The following is a 16,008-nucleotide window of genomic DNA, read 5'->3' as shown; positions in this document are numbered from 1 at the left end:
CTCCTTACGATTAGCCGACGTCCGACAGGTCGAGCGCGTCCCCATACTTGCGAAGCATCTGCGAGCGAAGCTTCGCATGGCTCGACAAACCAGGATCGGCCTGGAAGAGTTCGATCGCCGCATCGCGGGCGTCGACGAGTACGTCGCCGTCGCGCACCAGGTCGGCTACTAGCAATGGTGGCAGTCCATGCTGGCGGGTGCCAAACAGGTCGCCCGGCCCGCGGATCGCAAAATCGACTTCTGCTAGCTCAAACCCGCTGTGCGTGTCGGCAAACTTTTGCAGCCTCGCGCGGGCGTCGTCGCTGGTTTCGTCGTCTACGAGCACCGCGCAGAACCCCGCGTGCTTCCCTCGACCCACGCGGCCGCGCAGCTGATGCAACTGGGCGATGCCAAACCGCTCGGGCGAGGCGATGATCATCATCGACGCGTTCGGCACGTCGACCCCCACTTCGATCACCGTGGTCGCGACCAGCACCTGGGTCTCGCCCTGGCGGAACCGCTCCATCACTTCGTCCTTCTCCGCAGGGGTCATCCGGCCGTGCAGGATGTCGACCCGGAAGTCGGCCAGTTCGCCGCTGGTGAGTTGCTCGAACGCCTGGTCGACGCTCGTGGCGGCGATGTTCTCCGACTCCTCCACCAGCGGCGTAACGACAAACGCCTGGCGACCTTCGCGAAGCTTGTTGCGGGTGAACTCCCACCATCGCTCCCGCTCGCCGGGGCCGACCACGTAGCTAGTGACCGGCTGCCGGCCCGGGGGCATGTCGTGCAGCGTCGACACGTCGAGGTCGCCGAACTGGGTCATGCCCATCGTGCGGGGAATCGGAGTCGCGGTCATCACCAGGTAATGCGGCGAGCGATCGCCACGGCGGAGCGACGCCCGCTGCTCGACCCCAAACTTGTGCTGCTCGTCGATCACCACCAGGCCGAGGTTCTTGAACTGCACCTTCTCTTGCAGCAGCGCGTGGGTGCCGATCACCAAATCGGTTTCCCCCTCGACCATTTGCCGCAGCACTTCCTGGCGTTCGTTCGGCTTCAGTCCCCCGACCAATAGCTGGTATCGCACCCGACTTTGATCGAGCAGCTTCTCGAGCGTGTGACTGTGCTGGCGGGCGAGGATTTCGGTGGGGGCCATCAGCGCGGCCTGGTATCCGTGGGCGACGCACACCAGCAGCGCGTAGACCGCGACCAACGTCTTGCCGCTGCCGACGTCGCCTTGCAGCAACCGATTCATCGGCGTGGTCGTCGACAGGTCGTCGGCGATCTGCTCGACCGCTTCCCGTTGCCCTGCGGTCAACTGAAACGGCAGCAGCCGCGAGATGCGAGCGTCGATCTGCGCGGTGACCGGCAACTCCGGCGCGGTGAAGTTCACCCGCTGTTGATGACGCCGGGCTGCGAGGGCCAGTTGCAGCACGAACAACTCCTGAAAGATGAATCGCCGGCGGGCTTGCTCTACCTGTTCGCGATTCTCTGGCAGGTGAATCGCTTTGAGTGCTTCGTGAATCGTGGGCAACTTGTACTTCGCGAGAAGCTCGGCCGAGAAGACCTCGTCGGGCACCTCGGCGAACTCCGACACGATCTTGCCAGCGATGCGACGCATGTGGAACTGCGTGATCCCGTCGCTCAGCGAGTAGACCGGCTGCAGCTCGCTCGTCGACGATTGCTGGTCGGCCTCGGCAAACTCGTCGCCGAGCCATACCGTGTGCGGGTGGGTCATCTCCCAGCGACCTCCCCGCTGCTTCGGCTTGGCCGAAAACTGCACGCGATCGCCGACTTTGAACTTGTCGCGCATGAACGGCTGGTTAAACCAGGTCGCCCGGAGCTGGAACCCCCGATCGGCAATCAGCACCCCGACGCGGGTTTTGCCAAACCCAATGCTCCGGCTATCGACTTCCTCTACGGTACCGCGAACCGTTTGCAGCACGTCCTCTTCCAACGCTTCGATGCCGCGGAGGTCGCTCAGGTCTTCGTAGTCGCGAGGAAAGTTGAACAGCACGTCGCGCACGGTTCGTAGTCCTAGCTTCGCCAGCGGCCGCTTGAGCGGCGGCCGCACGTCGACGGCTTCGGCAACCGGGGTAGCCAGGATTTGAACAGGTGTGGTCATAGCCGCATTGTAGTGAGTCGCCGGGTTGGCTGGCAGTTGTGTCGCCTACCGCGTTGCGGTGGTCATCGTCTGGCCAGCGAAGCAAAGGCTGTTGTGGGAAGCAATGGGAAAAGTGGAAAGCAAGGGAAGCTGCGAAAGCCAAGCGAGCTAGCCGACCCCCTGGATTTTGCCCCCAAAAGCCCCAAACGCAATCGTGGGGGCTTTATTTTCTGGCGAGCGGTCCGGCAATTCGCACGAAACCCTACGTTCACCGAGGTATGGCGCACCGGGCCGCGATGCCGCTGTGTCGATTTCGCCCCACCCTGTTGTCAACGGTTTTTTGCTCACTTTGTCTCCTTTCGATGTTGGCGGTTGGTTCTGCCACGCGCAGCACACCGCACCAGCGATCCCCACGGGCATCACCAGCACACCTGTACACTACCACATCTAGTGGCCAAATTCCACGACAAAGTCGCGACTAGCGGGAGAGAATTGGGGGGAGAGACTAAGGGGATAGCCAGAGCGCAGTCAAGCAACGGACATCGCGATCCGCAACGCTCATTGCGGCCGGAAGAACTCAGAAACGCAGAATCGCTACCCCGCAGTGGGCGAGCTACTTCAGGTACTTTTGATAAGCGGCCACGGCCAGTTCGTCGACGCGGTCGTTCTCGGGATGCCCGCTATGCCCGGCCACGCGGATGTAGGTGACCTGATGCTGCTGCAACAGTTCATCGAGTTTTTGCCAGAGGTCGACGTTCTTCACCTCGGCCCACTTCTTGCCTTCGCGGCGTCGCCAGCCGTTGGCTTTCCACTTTGGCATCCACTCGCTCATGCCTTTGCCAACGTAGACGCTATCGGTAAACAGTTCGACATCGCTCGGCCGCTTGAGGGCCGAGAGTCCCATGACCACCGCGGTGAGTTCCATGCGATTGTTGGTGGTTTCGGGCTCGCCGCCGGAGTCTTCCATCTCTTTGCCGGTCGGCACGTGCCGCATGAGAAAGGCCCAGCCCCCCGGGCCAGGATTACCAGAACAACCGCCGTCGGTGTAGAGATGAATCATATGGAGTGATTTATGATTGGTGATTTATGATTGATGAATGACAAGTCCATCATAAATCATCCTTCATCAATCATAAATCCACCTATCCTGCGTCGACTGGGGTTGGCTTGTCGACTTTGGCGTTGTTGTCTTCGCCGCCGGGGGCCATGTAGTCGCCGGCGTGGGGGCGGTGGAGTGCGGCGACTTGCTCTTTGAGCGCGGCGTCCATGTCGCTCATTGGTTCGATGGTCCAGGGGAGCGTGACCGTGAACGTGCTCCCTTTGCCAACGACGCTCGACAGGGTGACTTCGCCGCCGAGCAATCGACATAGCTCGCGCACGATCGACAGGCCGAGTCCGGTGCCAGAGTGTTCGCGGGTCATGGCGTCGCCGCCGGGGAGCACGGCCGTGCCTTGGCGGAACTTCTCGAACACCAGTTGCTGATCGGCCTCGCTGATGCCGATGCCGGTGTCTTCGACCCGTACGGCCAGCATGCCGGAGTGATCTTTATTGGCCGACAGGATGATGCGGCCGCCGTCGGGGGTGAACTTGATGGCGTTCGAGAGCAGGTTGTTCAAAATCTGCTGCACCTTGGCCTGATCCTGCTCGAGCATCGGCAGGTCGCGCTCGAAGTGGCTTTCGATATCGATGTTCTTGCTCTCGGCCAGCGGGCGGGCCATGTCGCAGAGCGACGAGATGATCGACTCGATGCGGAACTCGGTGGGGCGAACGTCCATCCGCCCGCTCTCCATCTTAGCGAGGTCCAAAATGTCGTTAATCATCTCGAGCAGCATCGATCCGCTGCGGCGAATGTTGCCGACGTACCGCTTTTGTTTGTCGTTGAGCGAATCGATGTCCTGCAGCACGTCGCTAAAGCCGAGAATGCTGTTGAGCGGAGTCCGCAGCTCATGGCTCATCGTCGCGAGGAAGTCGCTCTTGATGCGGTTCATCTCGTACAGCCGCATGTTGGCCTGCGCGAGTTCGTCGAGCTTGCCATCCAGCTCGCTATTCACTTCGGTCAGTTCGTCGCGCTGACGCAGCAGTTGGCGGACCATGCGGTTGAACGCGGCGGCCAGTTCTTCGAACTCGTCGCCGGTGTAGATCTCGGCCCGCTGGTCGACATCGCCTTCGCGAACCGCGTTACTGACGTCGCGAAGATGCTTGACCGGTTTGACGATCACGTACCGCACGACCGCCCATAGCATGAACATCGACAGGAAGCCGGTGATGATGGCCGCGGTCCAGAGAATCGCCTTGCCCGTGGCAATCTTCTGCGCGGTGGGGCCGTTGTCGAACGAGATCTGCATGATCGCCAGCAGCTCGCCTTCCTGCAGCGTTTGTCGGCGGCTGTCGCCCATCCAACGATGGCAGTCGACGCACTCCGCCCGGGCGTAGATGGGGTAGTAGTAGCGATAGAGCTCGGTACCGTCGACCGTAACCAGGTGGTCGTACGGTTCGGCTTCGTCCGGCAGTACTTCCTCTTCCGGCGCGGCGGCTGCCGCCTCGGTGCCCTCTTCGCCGCTCGGCGAGTCGGGGGGCAGCACTACACTGAGGTACTTATCCATCAAACGCTGTTCGAGCCCTGGCTGGGGCGGGTTTAGCTCGTTGTCGTGCGGCGGAAAGATGGCTGCCCATCGCACGCGCCGCCCGTACCGCTGGCCGGCCCTCATGATCTCGTCGTATTCGTCGTACTCGTCCCCTTCTTTCACCTCGCCGGTGGTGCTACCCGAATTGACATGGCTATTGCTTCGACTCAGAAAGTCCTCGTGAGCTACCACGTAGGCCTCGTGCACCAGTTGGCGACCGAGTTCGCGGTTCTGCTTGTAAATCATCTTCTTGGCGAACGCACCGTAGGTGTAGAAGCTCAGAAAGATGAGCAAACCCAACGAGATACCAAACCACCAGCGGCATTTCCGCTCGAGGCTCGATTCGCCGAACACGCGTTTGAAGGTGGAGTAGGACAAGCCGGGGGTCGAACGAGGTTACAGGATCGGGAGGTTGGGCGGGGGATCGGATGAACAGTCGCCATCGGGTCACCCGTCAATTGTAGGGTACGAACCAGATTCGAGCCAACCGCAGAACCGCTGCTCTCAAGTGGCCAAATGCCGGGAAAAACCTGCCTACATCATATCGATCGGGTCGATATCGGCGATCCACTGCACGTCGTCTGGCAGCTTGAGCTTGCCTGCCAGCGGGGCCAGCGTGGCGTGCAGCTGTTCGATGCTGCCGGCCTTGATCAGCAAATGAAAGCGATAATACTCGCGAAGTTTGGCTATCGCACACGGGGCCGGACCGATGACCGACCCGCCCGACTCCGTGGCTTGCATCTGCTCGGCAAAGCCGCTGGCCACGGCCTGGGCCACTTCCTCGTTCTTGCCGCGGACCACGACGCGGGCCATCCGCCCAAATGGCGGGTAGCCTAGCATTTCGCGGTCGGGCAGTTCGTTGTCGGCAAACATTCGGTAATTGTGCTGCATGGCGGCCACGATCGCTGGGTGGTCGGGCGAGAGGGTCTGCACCAGCACCCGCCCGCCGCGGTCGCCGCGCCCGGTGCGGCCGGCCACCTGGGTGACGAGATGGAACGTTCGCTCCGACGCCCGAAAGTCGGGCCAGTGCAACGCAGTATCGGCATTAATCACGCCGACCAGGGTGACGTTGGGGAAGTCCAACCCCTTGGCAATCATCTGCGTGCCGAGCAGGATGTCGACCTCGCCCGCCCGAAAGGAGTCGAGCGCCTGCTCATGGCTGCCCGGCCGGCGCATGCTATCGGTATCCATTCGCAGTACGCGAGCTTTGGGGAACCGGGCGCGGACTTCGGCCTCGAGCTTCTGGGTGCCGAGTCCACCGTAGCGAATGTTGGCATCCTTGCATTCAGGACAGTAGGTCGGCGGTAGCTCGGTGTAGTCGCACCAATGGCACGTGACCTGATTGGCCGCGCGATGGTAAACCATCGATACGTCGCACTGCGGGCACTTGAGGGCGAACCCACACGAGGGGCATTGCACGTGCGTCGAGTAGCCCCGGCGGTTGAGCATGAGGATCACCTGCCCGCCATCGTTGAGCGCGACTCCCATCGCCTGGTACAGCGGTCGGCTGATCGCCCCGCGATTGTGACGATGATCCATATCGCGCAAGTCGACCGCCCGCACGGTCGGCAGCGGCAGATCCGACACGCGATTCTCGAGCGTCACCAGTCGGTACTCGCCGGCCTTGGCCGCGTGCCAGGTTTCGAGCGAAGGGGTCGCGCTGCCAAGAATCAATGGCACCCGATCCATCTTGGTTCGCTGGATGGCAACTTGCCGCGCGTGGTACCGCGGGGCGGTGTCCTGCTTGAACGAGGTTTCGTGTTCCTCATCGATCACCACCAGTCCCAAATGGGGCGTGGGGGCGAAGATCGCGCTGCGGGCGCCGACCACCACCTGCACTCCACCGGCGGCGATGCGTTTCCACTGGCGATGCCGCTCGACGTCGCTCTGATGACTATGCAGCACCGCGACGTTGTCGAACCGCTCGCGAAACCGGCCGACCGTTTGCGGAGTGAGGCTGATCTCGGGCACCAGCACGATGGCCTGCCGGCCGTAGCTCACCACCTTTTCGATGGCTTGGATGTAGACCTCGGTCTTGCCGCTACCGGTAACGCCATGCAGGAGCAAGGTTTGCTGCTCGCGCGATTCGAGCGCATCGGCAATCGTATGCAGCGCGGCCGCCTGCTCGGTGTTCAACTCGTGCGGCGCGCGGCGTTCGACTTCTTCTTCGAGCAGCGGGTCGGTATCGATACGTTCCACGCGCGACTCGACCAGTTCTTTCTTCCGCAGCGCGTTGATCGGCGCGGCGGTGCACTCGGCCCTGGCCATCCATTGTTTCATCGCCAGCGGTTTGCTGCTGGCTGCCAGTACCATGAGCGCCTTGGCTTGCTTCTCCGGCAGGTCGAGTCGCGTGAAGTTGGCCGACACTCGCGTGGGGACCGAGAACAGCGTGGTCTCGCGGGTGCCAGCCTTGCCGCGGACGCCGGCCGGAAGGATGCCCTCGAGCACCTGCCCGAGCGGAGTCAGGTAGTACTCGGCGATCCACCGCCCGAGCTCCAGCATTCGCGGGGTAAGCAGCGGCGACGTGTCGAGCACCGCGGCCAGTAGCTTGAGCCGCCGGCCAGCGACCGGTTCGAGCCCCACCTGCGTGCAGTAGGCGACCACGGGTCGATTGCCCCGCCCCAGCGGCACCTGCACCCGCCGACCCGCTTCAACCAGCATCTCGGGGCGTCGTTCGTCGGCGAAGTTCTCCGGCACCAGGTAGTCGAACTCGCCGGTCGGGCCGGTCGAGAGCACCACCCGCGCAACGAGCTTGGTTTCGGCATCGTCAAGCTCCCACGCCGGCGGGGTGGTATCGAACAAGTTCTGCTGCTGGGCCATGGGAGCGCGTCGAGGGAGGGGAAAGTGCCAACGTCGTGGGAGTTTTTACCGCCGGAGCGTCCGGCCAGGCTCCCCTTGGCGGGCGAGCGCTTGAGTCGGTTCCGTTGTTCCGCAATCATAAACCATTCTGCCCTGTCCCCCGACCCCTGAATTGCGACTGCTCAGCTATGCGTCTTGGTTTGTTTGGCGGAAGTTTCGATCCGGTGCACCTCGGGCATCTGCAGTTGGCCGAATGTTGCCAGCAGCAAGCCGCGTTAGACGAGGTATGGTTCATGCCAGCCGCGACGCAGCCGTTCAAGAAATCGGGGCCACACGCTACCGACGAACACCGCCTGGCGATGCTTGAGCTGGCGACCCAGGCCGAACCGACCTGGCAGGTGAGCCGCATCGAACTCGACCGCGGCGGAGTGAGCTACACGGCCGATACCCTCCGCTGCGTGCATCAGTTGCGGCCCGACGACGAGCTGTTCTTCATGCTGGGGGCCGACTCGCTACGCGACTTCCCGACCTGGCGCGAGCCGCAAGAGATCTTGCGACTGGCCACCCCGCTGGTGGTCGCCCGGGCGGGCGAGCCCGCACCCGACTTCCGTGCGTTGTTGCCGGTGGCCAGCGAGCAGCGCGTCGCCGAGCTGCAAGCCTCGATGGTCGATATGCCGGCCATGCACATGGCGAGTAGCACCATCCGCGAGCGGATCGCCAGCGGCGACGACGTGCAATCGATGCTTCCCGCCGAGGTCTGGCAGTACATCGAGCAGCAGCAACTCTACCTGCTGCCGAATTAGTTACGCGCTACTCGCGAATGGCCTCGGCTGCATCGGCTTCGGCGGCCGGCTGAGGTTGCTGGGCCACTTCCGGCGGAGGCAAGAACACCAGCGCGGGAGTGTTGGGGCCAAGCTGATCGACCACTCGGCGGAATCCCACCTCGGCCGCGGCAGTTTGCCCATCGAAGTGCTGCAGCACCGACAGCATGAACCGCGCGTCGGCGTCGTGCTCATGTTCGTTCAAGTAGGTATGCAGTTGCCGAAAGACTGCCCGCTTCGCCTCGGCGTCGGGGTAAAGCTCTTCGAGCACAAAGCCTGACTCGGGCCAGGTGGAGTCGAGCGACAGCCCGCGCCGGGTGGCCGATACCGCTTCGGAGTAGTGTGCGAGTCCCAGCTCGGCAAACGCCTGGCGGAAGTAAACGTCGGCGATGTCGGCCGCCTGTCCGCTGGCTTTCTCGTAACGCTCGGCCGCTTCGCGATAGTTACCCTTCTTGAAGTGACGATCGCCATACTCCACGAACTTCCATGCCTGGGCGCGGGCCGTGGGATTGCTTACCGGAGGAGGAACTGCCGGCGCGGCCGGAATGCCAGCCCCAGCGACGTTGCCGCCGCCAGCATTGTTATTGTTGTTGGCATTGTTGTTGCCTACGCCGAGAAAGTTCTGAGCCGCCCGCGGACCAAACAACTGCCCACCATCCACCGCAGCGGGTGGTAACACAATCGGGCCGCGATTGTAGTAGCAGGAACCGTTGCACCAGCGGCTACCACAATAAGGGCAATAGTAGCGGCGGCCGTAGTAGTAGCTATCGCCATAGTAGTAATAGCCGCCTGGCGACCAGCCATAGTAATACCCACCGCCAGGCACCACGTAGTTGGTGGTGCGACTCGTGGAGGGACGACGCATGATGCCATTGCGATCGACCCCCGTGCCCGGCTGATAATTAGCCGGCGGTTTGATATCGGGCGCAGTGCGAATGAGTTGAGCAGGCGCAACGTCAGCACTCCCCACAAGAAGCACCGCCATGAATAGCGATCGCCAAAAACCTTGCATCGCAAACCCTCCGTTGCGCGAATGTCGATCAAACTGTAGAGCACACAACAGCGAGCTGAAGTGTTTTGCTGCGTGAAGCACTCAAGTACCGCATTCATAGGAATGAACACAATATGCTCGCGCGGCCTGCACTACGGGAATTATCGCAAACAATCGGTAAATGGCAAGCAAAACGAGTCCCTCGGCTGTTTGCCGGCAATGTTGTGGCGACCAGCTTGGCAATCCACTATACTCTGGCCGTCCCACTCCCCTCCCCTTGCTGCGCGGACCTCCCTCCCACCGTGCTTTGCCTGTATGACCAACGCCCAACAATCGCGTGGCTTTACGCTCGTTGAACTGCTGGTGGTGATTGCCATCATCGGTATTTTGGTCGCTTTGCTTCTTCCCGCGGTGCAGTCGGCTCGCGAAGCGGCCCGGCGGGCCAGTTGCCAAAACAACTTGCGACAGGTGGCCATTGCCATGCATTCGCACAACGACGCCCAGGGACACTTACCCTCAGGCGGGTGGGGTTACGTGTGGACCGGCGATGCCGATCGCGGTAGCGGCCGGCGGCAACCAGGCGGGTGGGCGTTCTGCATTTTGCCGTATCTCGAACAGACCTCGCTCAATCAACTCGGCCGAGGAGCCAGCGAACAGCAGAAGCGAGTGCTCGCGGCCGAGGTCGCCAGCACCCCGATTGCTTCGCTTAATTGCCCAAGTCGCCGCGCGCTGGGGCTCTACCCCTACGGCGGGTCGCACGAGGTTCGCAACGCCGAGCCCGCCGAAATGGTGTTCAAGACCGACTACGGAGCCAATGCAGGCGACCTGGTGATTGGGGACCTTGGCCCCGAGACTCTCGCGGATGCCGAAAATGGGGTGTACGACTGGAAAAACACCGCCGACGCGACAGGAATATTTTACCCCCGCAGCGAGATTCGCCTGGCCCGCATCACCGATGGCACCTCCGATACCTACCTGGTCGGCGAGAAGCGATGCCTCATCGAAGGCTCCGACTGGGGCGACGACCAACACGCGTTTCTTGGTCATGGCAACGACACCGCTCGCTACACCTCGCTCGATTTGCCGCCAGCGGTCGACGGCCAGACGGCCGGGCACAAGCAATTCGGCAGCTCCCACACGGCTGGCTGCTATTTTGCGTTCGCCGATAGTTCGGTGCGTTTGATTGCTTACGATATCGATCCCGAAATTCACCGTCGCTATGGCAACCGCAGCGATGGCCTGCTGTTAGAATAGCCCGCCATTGGCTGGGCCGCCCGCGTTCACGATTCTTCAACCCCGAAATTGAATCTGTCCATGTCCCACGTGTTTCGCTTGCTCTCGCTCGTGTTGCTCGCCACGCTGGCTGGCAACTTGTACGCCCAGTCGTCGATCGACGCCATCTACCAACAACGGTGCGCCCAGTGCCATGGCAAAGACCTGACCGGCGGCAACGCCCAGAGCATGGTCGATGGCATCTGGCAGTTTGGTCGCGGCGATGGCGACCTCACGCGTAACATTAAGTACGGCATCTCCTCGGTCGGCATGCCCGACTACGACAAGGTGCTGTCGGACTCCGAAATCCAAGGCCTGGTAAAGTACATTCGCGACGCCCAAAACCAGGCCGGCATCGAACCACCGCCGATGCCCGAGAAGCTGCTCACCCGTCACTACGACGTTGGGGTCGAAAAGTGGATTGCCGACGGGATCGATACCCCATGGAGCCTGATCTTCCTCGACGACTCGACCGCGCTACTTACCGAACGCCCAGGCCGGTTGCGGGTTGTCATCAATGGCAAGCTGCATCCCGATCCGATCGAAGGCACCCCGGAGACGCTACCGATTAACCAGGGTGGTTACATGGACGTCGCAGCCGATCCCAACTACGCCGAAAACGGCTGGGTCTACCTGGCCTACACGCATTCGCTGGCTGGCAACAATCGCGACGCTCCCGCCATGACTCGCGTGGTCCGCGGCAAGCTCAAGGACCACAAGTGGGTCGAAGAAGAGGTGGTGTTCAGCTGCCCGCCGTCGTCGTACTCGACTACGCGTTTCCACTACGGCAGCCGCCTGGCGTTCGACCACGAAGGGCACCTGCTCGTTTCGGTCGGCGATCGCGGGGCCATGGAACGCGCGCAGGACACCAAGCAACCCAACGGCAAGATCCACCGGGTGAATCCCGACGGTTCGATTCCCGACGACAATCCTTACGCGGATGGTAGCGAGGGACTCAACACGGTTTACAGCTACGGCCATCGCAACCCCCAAGGCCTGGCAGTGCACCCCACCACCGGGCTGATTTGGGAAACCGAACATGGCCCGATGGGTGGCGACGAAGTGAACATCATCTACCCGGCTAAGAACTACGGTTGGCCCAAAAGCACCTACGGCATCGACTACAACGGCACCATCATCTCCGAAGACCTGACGCTCGAAGGCACTCAGCAACCCGTGCTGTACTGGGTACCATCGATCGCAGTGTGCGGGGCCGACTTCGTAACCGGCGACGCGTTCCCGCTGTGGGAAAACAACCTGCTGGTCACCGGCCTGGGCCACGAAGAGCTTCGCCGCTTGGTGGTAGACGAAGACCGCGTGCTGCACCAAGAGCTACTGCTGAAAAACGCCGGCCGAGTGCGCGACGTCGAATGCGGCCCCGACGGCTCGGTGTATGTGATCCTCAACAAGCCCGACGTGGTGCTCAAGCTAACCAACCAAGGCCGCGCGATCCGGCAATAAACGAAAGACCAATCCCCCGCAGCCGATGAGCAAGCTCACCAGTTGCGGGGGATTTTTTGTGCGCATGCGATCGCCCCGAAGGGGCGCTTCTACCAGGAGGTGACGGAAATTCCCTGTTGCCATACTCCCTGGCCCTCGTTGTCGCACCACCTCTACACTTCTCCCATAAATTGCTATGATAAGCTGTAGTTGTAGTGCAGTTGGAGACCTTGTGAGTCTAACAAGTATCCAAATTATTAGTGCTCATAGCTAACACAACAAAGCGGGCGGTTATTTCGTACCCCACTAGCAATTTTGGGTGTCCTATGCGAGTCGAGACCATTCGACTGAGAAACTACAGAGCGTTTCGAGATATCGAAATGACCAACGTACCCGAATTCTGTGTGGTCGTTGGAGCAAATGGCACTGGAAAATCGACCCTGTTCGATGTCTTTGGATTCCTCAAAGACTGCCTGACTTACAATGTCACGCGAGCTCTTCAAAGTCGAGGTGGTTTTCGCGAGGTAGTTTCACGAGGGGCCGAAGATCAATCCATTTATATTGAACTGCAATTTCGACTTACTATCACAGGCGCTGATCGCCTCGTCACCTATTTGCTTGAGATCAGCAATCATCGCGACAAACCAAGAATAGATAGAGAAGTACTGCGTTACAAACGTGGAAGGCATGGCTCTCCCTACCATTTCCTTGATTTCCAGAAGGGGCAAGGATACGCGGTAACAAACGAAGAAGACTTTGACAAGACAGAGGATGATCTCAATCGTGAAGAACAAACACTGAATAGCCCAGATATGCTTGCCATTAAAGGCATTGGGCAGTTCAAACGATTCAAAGCGGCAAACGCCTTCCGTGAGTTAATCGAAAACTGGCATATCTCCGACTTCCACATAAACATGGCACGAGGCAGCAAAGATGCTGCTGGGTACTACGATCATCTTTCTGACTCTGGTGACAATCTACAACTCGTAGCTAACCACCTTTACGAGAACCACCCCAAGATCTTCAAGCAAATCACTACTGCTATGAAGAATCGCGTTCCTGGAATCGGTGAGATCAAGACGGAGTCAACTGCCGATGGGAGACTCTTACTTAAGTTTCGAGATGGTTCGTTTCGAGACCCATTTATTGATAAGTATGTTTCGGACGGCACGATAAAGATGTTTGCTTACCTCGTGCTCTTGTACGATCCGTCTCCTCACCCTCTACTCTGTGTTGAAGAACCTGAAAACCAACTCTACCCACGCTTGCTTTGGGAATTGGCAGAAGAGTTCCGTAATTATGCAAATCGTGGTGGTCAAGTTTTTGTCTCGACCCACTCGCCTGACTTTCTGAATGCAGTAAAGCTCGAAGAAGTCTTTTGGCTTGTCAAAGAAGAGGGTTACTCTCATATAAAAAGGGCTAGCGATGACAAGCAAGTCGCTGCATATATGGAAGATGGAGATCAAATGGGATATCTCTGGAAGGAAGGGCTCTTCACGGGAGTGGATCCTCAATGAGCATGCTGGTTTTCCTACTAGAGGAACCCTCTGCCGAGGAAATGCTTAAGGGCATACTGCCTCAGATACTGCCCTCGAACATCACACCTAAATTCATGGTTTTTGAAGGTAAGCAAGATCTGGATAAGCGTCTTGAACGTCGTGTACGAAATTGGCAGATGCCAGACACCTCTTTTGTTGTGCTACGCGATCAGGACAGCGGAAATTGCATACAGATCAAGCAGGGTCTAAAGGAGAAGCTTGAAAACGCTCGACGGCCAGACTCTTTGGTTCGGATCGCTTGCCACGAACTCGAGAGCTTCTATCTCGGCGACCTTTCGGCCGTCGAAACGGGCCTAGGTGTTCCTAAATTGTCACGAGAGCAAAACCGAGCGAAATTCCGAACCCCTGACACCATTTCCCGCCCGTCAGAAGAGCTTGCAAAGATAGCACCGCAATACCAAAAGGTGGCCGGTTCGAGAGCTATATCCCCGCACTTGAAACTGGACGGGACTAATTCTTCACACAGTTTCAATGTATTGATAACGGGGTTAAGAACACTCGCTTCCAGAATGCCAAAATAAACGCTTGCCTCTCCGCACACTTGGAGGAATATCACACACCTCGCATGTTACCCAATCCGCGATTCGATTTCGTCGACCACGTCGTCGAGCTTGATGCGGATTTGTTCGAGCGAGTCGCGGTCGCGGAGGGTGACCGTGTTGTCGGTCAGGGTGTCGCCATCCACGGTGATGCAGTACGGGGTGCCCGCTTCGTCCTGGCGACGGTACCGGCGGCCGACGGCCCCCTTCTCGTCGTAGAACACGGGGAACTTCGCCTTGAGGGCCTTGTACAGGTCCTTGGCCACTTCGGGCATGCCGTCCTTTTTGACCAGCGGGAACACGGCCGCTTTCACCGGCGCGAGCCGCGGGTGGAACTTCATGACCGTGCGGGTCTGCATCTTGCCCTTTTCGTCGGGTTGCTCGTCTTCGGTGTAGGCTTCGCACATGAAGGCGAGCGTCGCCCGATCGGCGCCGGCCGAGGGTTCAATCACGTGCGGGGTGAACCGCTCGTTGGTCAAATCATCGCGATAGGTCAGGTCGCGGCCCGAGCCTTTGTACTTCGGCTTGCCATCTTCGCCGAGTTCAACCTCGAGCGGGCAGCTCTTTGGATCGAGCTTACCTTCCATATGGCTGCGAAGGTCAAAATCGCCGCGGTGGGCGATGCCTTCCAACTCGCCGAATTCTCCGTCTGCCAGGAACGGAAAGGCGTATTCGATGTCGGCGGTGCCGGTCGAGTAATGGCTCAGCTCGTCGGGATCGTGGTCGCGCAGTTGCAACCGCCCTTCGGCCAGGCCGTGCTCGATGTACCACCGGAACCGGCGGTCGCGCCAGTACTGGTACCACTCTTTCGAGGTGTCGGGATGGCAGAAGAACTCGATCTCCATCTGCTCGAACTCACGAGAGCGGAACGTAAAGTTGCGCGGCGTGATCTCGTTGCGGAAACTCTTACCAACCTGGGCGATGCCGAACGGAATGCGGACCCGGGTGCTGTCGACCACGTTCTTGAAGTTCACGAAGATGCCCTGAGCCGTTTCGGGGCGGAGGAAAACTCGGTTATCTTCGCTCTTGATGGCTCCAGCATACGACTCGAACATCAAATTGAACTCGCGAGGTTCCGTCAGATCGCCTCCACAGTGGGGACATGGCATCTGCAATCCGGTTTGATTCTTCTGCTCGGTAGCCATGTAGCTAAGGACCAGGGACAGTGTCAACTCGCCGGCGGTTCCGTTCTCCACATCCTCTGCTAACCACGACATGGTAACTTCAGGATTTCGCACCAAAGCCAATCCTGGGGAAAGTCTTCTACCAAACTTGCGATGCTTCGCCCAACGCAAGGCGGCTCCACTGTCGAAAGTAGCTCCCCCGTCTGGGCGAGTGACAAAGCACTCGGCGGCAAAGGAATTGGTCCAATCAGCATTATTCAGCATGTCCTGAACATGATCGGCCCGAACAAGCTTCTTACACTGGCGGCAGGTTTGCATCATGTCGCAGAACAAATCGAAGTGGCCGCTACACTTCCACACCTGCGGGTGCATGATGATCGTGCAGTCGAGGCCAGTCATCTCATAGGTGCTGGGGGCCCCGGGGATGACGCTCATGTCGTCGTGCTGCGAGACCATGTCGCGCCACCACGCCTCTTTGACGTTCCGCTTCAGCTCGACGCCCAGCGGCCCGTAATCCCAGAATCCGTTCAGTCCGCCATAGATTTCGCTCGACTGGAACAAGAATCCACGACGGCGACACAGCGAAACGATCTTTTCCATATCCATTGGGAAGCCTCGGACCGGGGGCAATTAAAAGAGGGGCGAAAAACTCGCATTCTAACGCGACTTCCGCAGTGCGGCGAGGGTCGTTCCGTGCACGCAATCACTTCTGGTGCGACCTGCAAGGTGCCAGCAACGCACCGCTTTGCGGGATTCTGT

At 59.9% G+C, this 16,008-nt stretch carries 11 protein-coding genes; 5 read left to right on the top strand and 6 right to left on the bottom strand.

Annotated features, from left to right (window positions below; translation table 11 throughout):
- Positions 1–10 precede the first annotated feature (10 nt).
- The 4 genes from recG to priA all read right to left on the bottom strand — a co-directional run bounded on the left by recG (position 11) and on the right by priA (position 7,524).
- Positions 11–2,101: an ATP-dependent DNA helicase RecG gene (gene recG, locus Pan181_RS02930; protein ID WP_145245408.1), complete on the bottom strand. Its 2,091-nt coding sequence runs from the start codon at positions 2,099–2,101 to the stop codon at positions 11–13.
- Positions 2,102–2,693: 592 nt separating this feature from the next.
- A complete protein-coding gene (rnhA, locus tag Pan181_RS02925; protein ID WP_145245407.1) occupies positions 2,694–3,140 on the bottom strand; it encodes a ribonuclease HI in 447 nt (148 codons plus the stop codon).
- An 82-nt stretch (positions 3,141–3,222) separates the two neighbouring features.
- A complete protein-coding gene (locus tag Pan181_RS02920; protein ID WP_145245406.1) occupies positions 3,223–5,082 on the bottom strand; it encodes a HAMP domain-containing sensor histidine kinase in 1,860 nt (619 codons plus the stop codon).
- Between the two features lie 156 nt (positions 5,083–5,238).
- Entirely contained in the window at positions 5,239–7,524 is a 2,286-nt protein-coding gene (gene priA, locus Pan181_RS02915) for a replication restart helicase PriA (RefSeq protein WP_145245405.1), read from the bottom strand.
- A 167-nt stretch (positions 7,525–7,691) separates the two neighbouring features.
- On the opposite strand from priA, the gene nadD reads away from it, so the two are divergent.
- Entirely contained in the window at positions 7,692–8,306 is a 615-nt protein-coding gene (nadD, locus tag Pan181_RS02910) for a nicotinate-nucleotide adenylyltransferase (RefSeq protein WP_145245404.1), read from the top strand.
- 7 nt (positions 8,307–8,313) lie between these two features.
- Here the strand turns inward: nadD and Pan181_RS02905 are convergent, their stop codons facing one another.
- Positions 8,314–9,336 carry a tetratricopeptide repeat protein gene (locus Pan181_RS02905; protein ID WP_145245403.1) on the bottom strand — a complete coding sequence of 341 codons (1,023 nt, stop codon included), beginning with the start codon at positions 9,334–9,336 and terminating at the stop codon, positions 8,314–8,316.
- A 294-nt stretch (positions 9,337–9,630) separates the two neighbouring features.
- On the opposite strand from Pan181_RS02905, the gene Pan181_RS02900 reads away from it, so the two are divergent.
- The 4 genes from Pan181_RS02900 (at position 9,631) to Pan181_RS02885 (ending at position 14,107) form a co-directional block, all read left to right on the top strand.
- Positions 9,631–10,569 carry a DUF1559 domain-containing protein gene (locus tag Pan181_RS02900; protein WP_197528859.1) on the top strand — a complete coding sequence of 313 codons (939 nt, stop codon included), beginning with the start codon at positions 9,631–9,633 and terminating at the stop codon, positions 10,567–10,569.
- Positions 10,570–10,629: 60 nt separating this feature from the next.
- Entirely contained in the window at positions 10,630–12,048 is a 1,419-nt protein-coding gene (locus Pan181_RS02895; protein ID WP_145245401.1) for a PQQ-dependent sugar dehydrogenase, read from the top strand.
- Positions 12,049–12,353: 305 nt separating this feature from the next.
- On the top strand, positions 12,354–13,544 hold the full coding sequence (locus Pan181_RS02890) for an AAA family ATPase (RefSeq protein ID WP_145245400.1): 1,191 nt from the start codon (positions 12,354–12,356) through the stop codon (positions 13,542–13,544).
- Positions 13,541–14,107, top strand: a complete 567-nt coding sequence (locus Pan181_RS02885) for a DUF4276 family protein (RefSeq protein ID WP_145245399.1) — start codon at positions 13,541–13,543, stop codon at positions 14,105–14,107. Before Pan181_RS02890 ends, Pan181_RS02885 begins: the two co-directional genes overlap by 4 nt.
- A gap of 47 nt (positions 14,108–14,154) precedes the next feature.
- Here Pan181_RS02885 and Pan181_RS02880 read toward each other — a convergent pair whose 3' ends face one another.
- Positions 14,155–15,849 carry a glycine--tRNA ligase gene (locus Pan181_RS02880; RefSeq protein ID WP_231943735.1) on the bottom strand — a complete coding sequence of 565 codons (1,695 nt, stop codon included), beginning with the start codon at positions 15,847–15,849 and terminating at the stop codon, positions 14,155–14,157.
- Positions 15,850–16,008: the final 159 nt, after the last annotated feature.

This window comes from Aeoliella mucimassa (genome assembly GCF_007748035.1).
Classification (GTDB): Bacteria; Planctomycetota; Planctomycetia; order Pirellulales; family Lacipirellulaceae; genus Aeoliella; species Aeoliella mucimassa.
This window is presented reverse-complemented; position numbering and strand designations above follow the sequence as displayed.

Bases quoted from the DNA above. Each gene is read 5' to 3' on its own strand.
- recG (WP_145245408.1), bottom strand. From the start codon at position 2,101: ATGACCACACCTGTTCAAATCCTGGCTACCCCGGTTGCCGAAGCCGTC.
- rnhA (WP_145245407.1), bottom strand. From the start codon at position 3,140: ATGATTCATCTCTACACCGACGGCGGTTGTTCTGGTAATCCTGGCCCG.
- priA (WP_145245405.1), bottom strand. From the start codon at position 7,524: ATGGCCCAGCAGCAGAACTTGTTCGATACCACCCCGCCGGCGTGGGAG.
- nadD (WP_145245404.1), top strand. From the start codon at position 7,692: ATGCGTCTTGGTTTGTTTGGCGGAAGTTTCGATCCGGTGCACCTCGGG.
- Pan181_RS02905 (WP_145245403.1), bottom strand. From the start codon at position 9,336: ATGCAAGGTTTTTGGCGATCGCTATTCATGGCGGTGCTTCTTGTGGGG.
- Pan181_RS02900 (WP_197528859.1), top strand. From the start codon at position 9,631: ATGACCAACGCCCAACAATCGCGTGGCTTTACGCTCGTTGAACTGCTG.
- Pan181_RS02895 (WP_145245401.1), top strand. From the start codon at position 10,630: ATGTCCCACGTGTTTCGCTTGCTCTCGCTCGTGTTGCTCGCCACGCTG.
- Pan181_RS02890 (WP_145245400.1), top strand. From the start codon at position 12,354: ATGCGAGTCGAGACCATTCGACTGAGAAACTACAGAGCGTTTCGAGAT.
- Pan181_RS02885 (WP_145245399.1), top strand. From the start codon at position 13,541: ATGAGCATGCTGGTTTTCCTACTAGAGGAACCCTCTGCCGAGGAAATG.
- Pan181_RS02880 (WP_231943735.1), bottom strand. From the start codon at position 15,849: ATGGAAAAGATCGTTTCGCTGTGTCGCCGTCGTGGATTCTTGTTCCAG.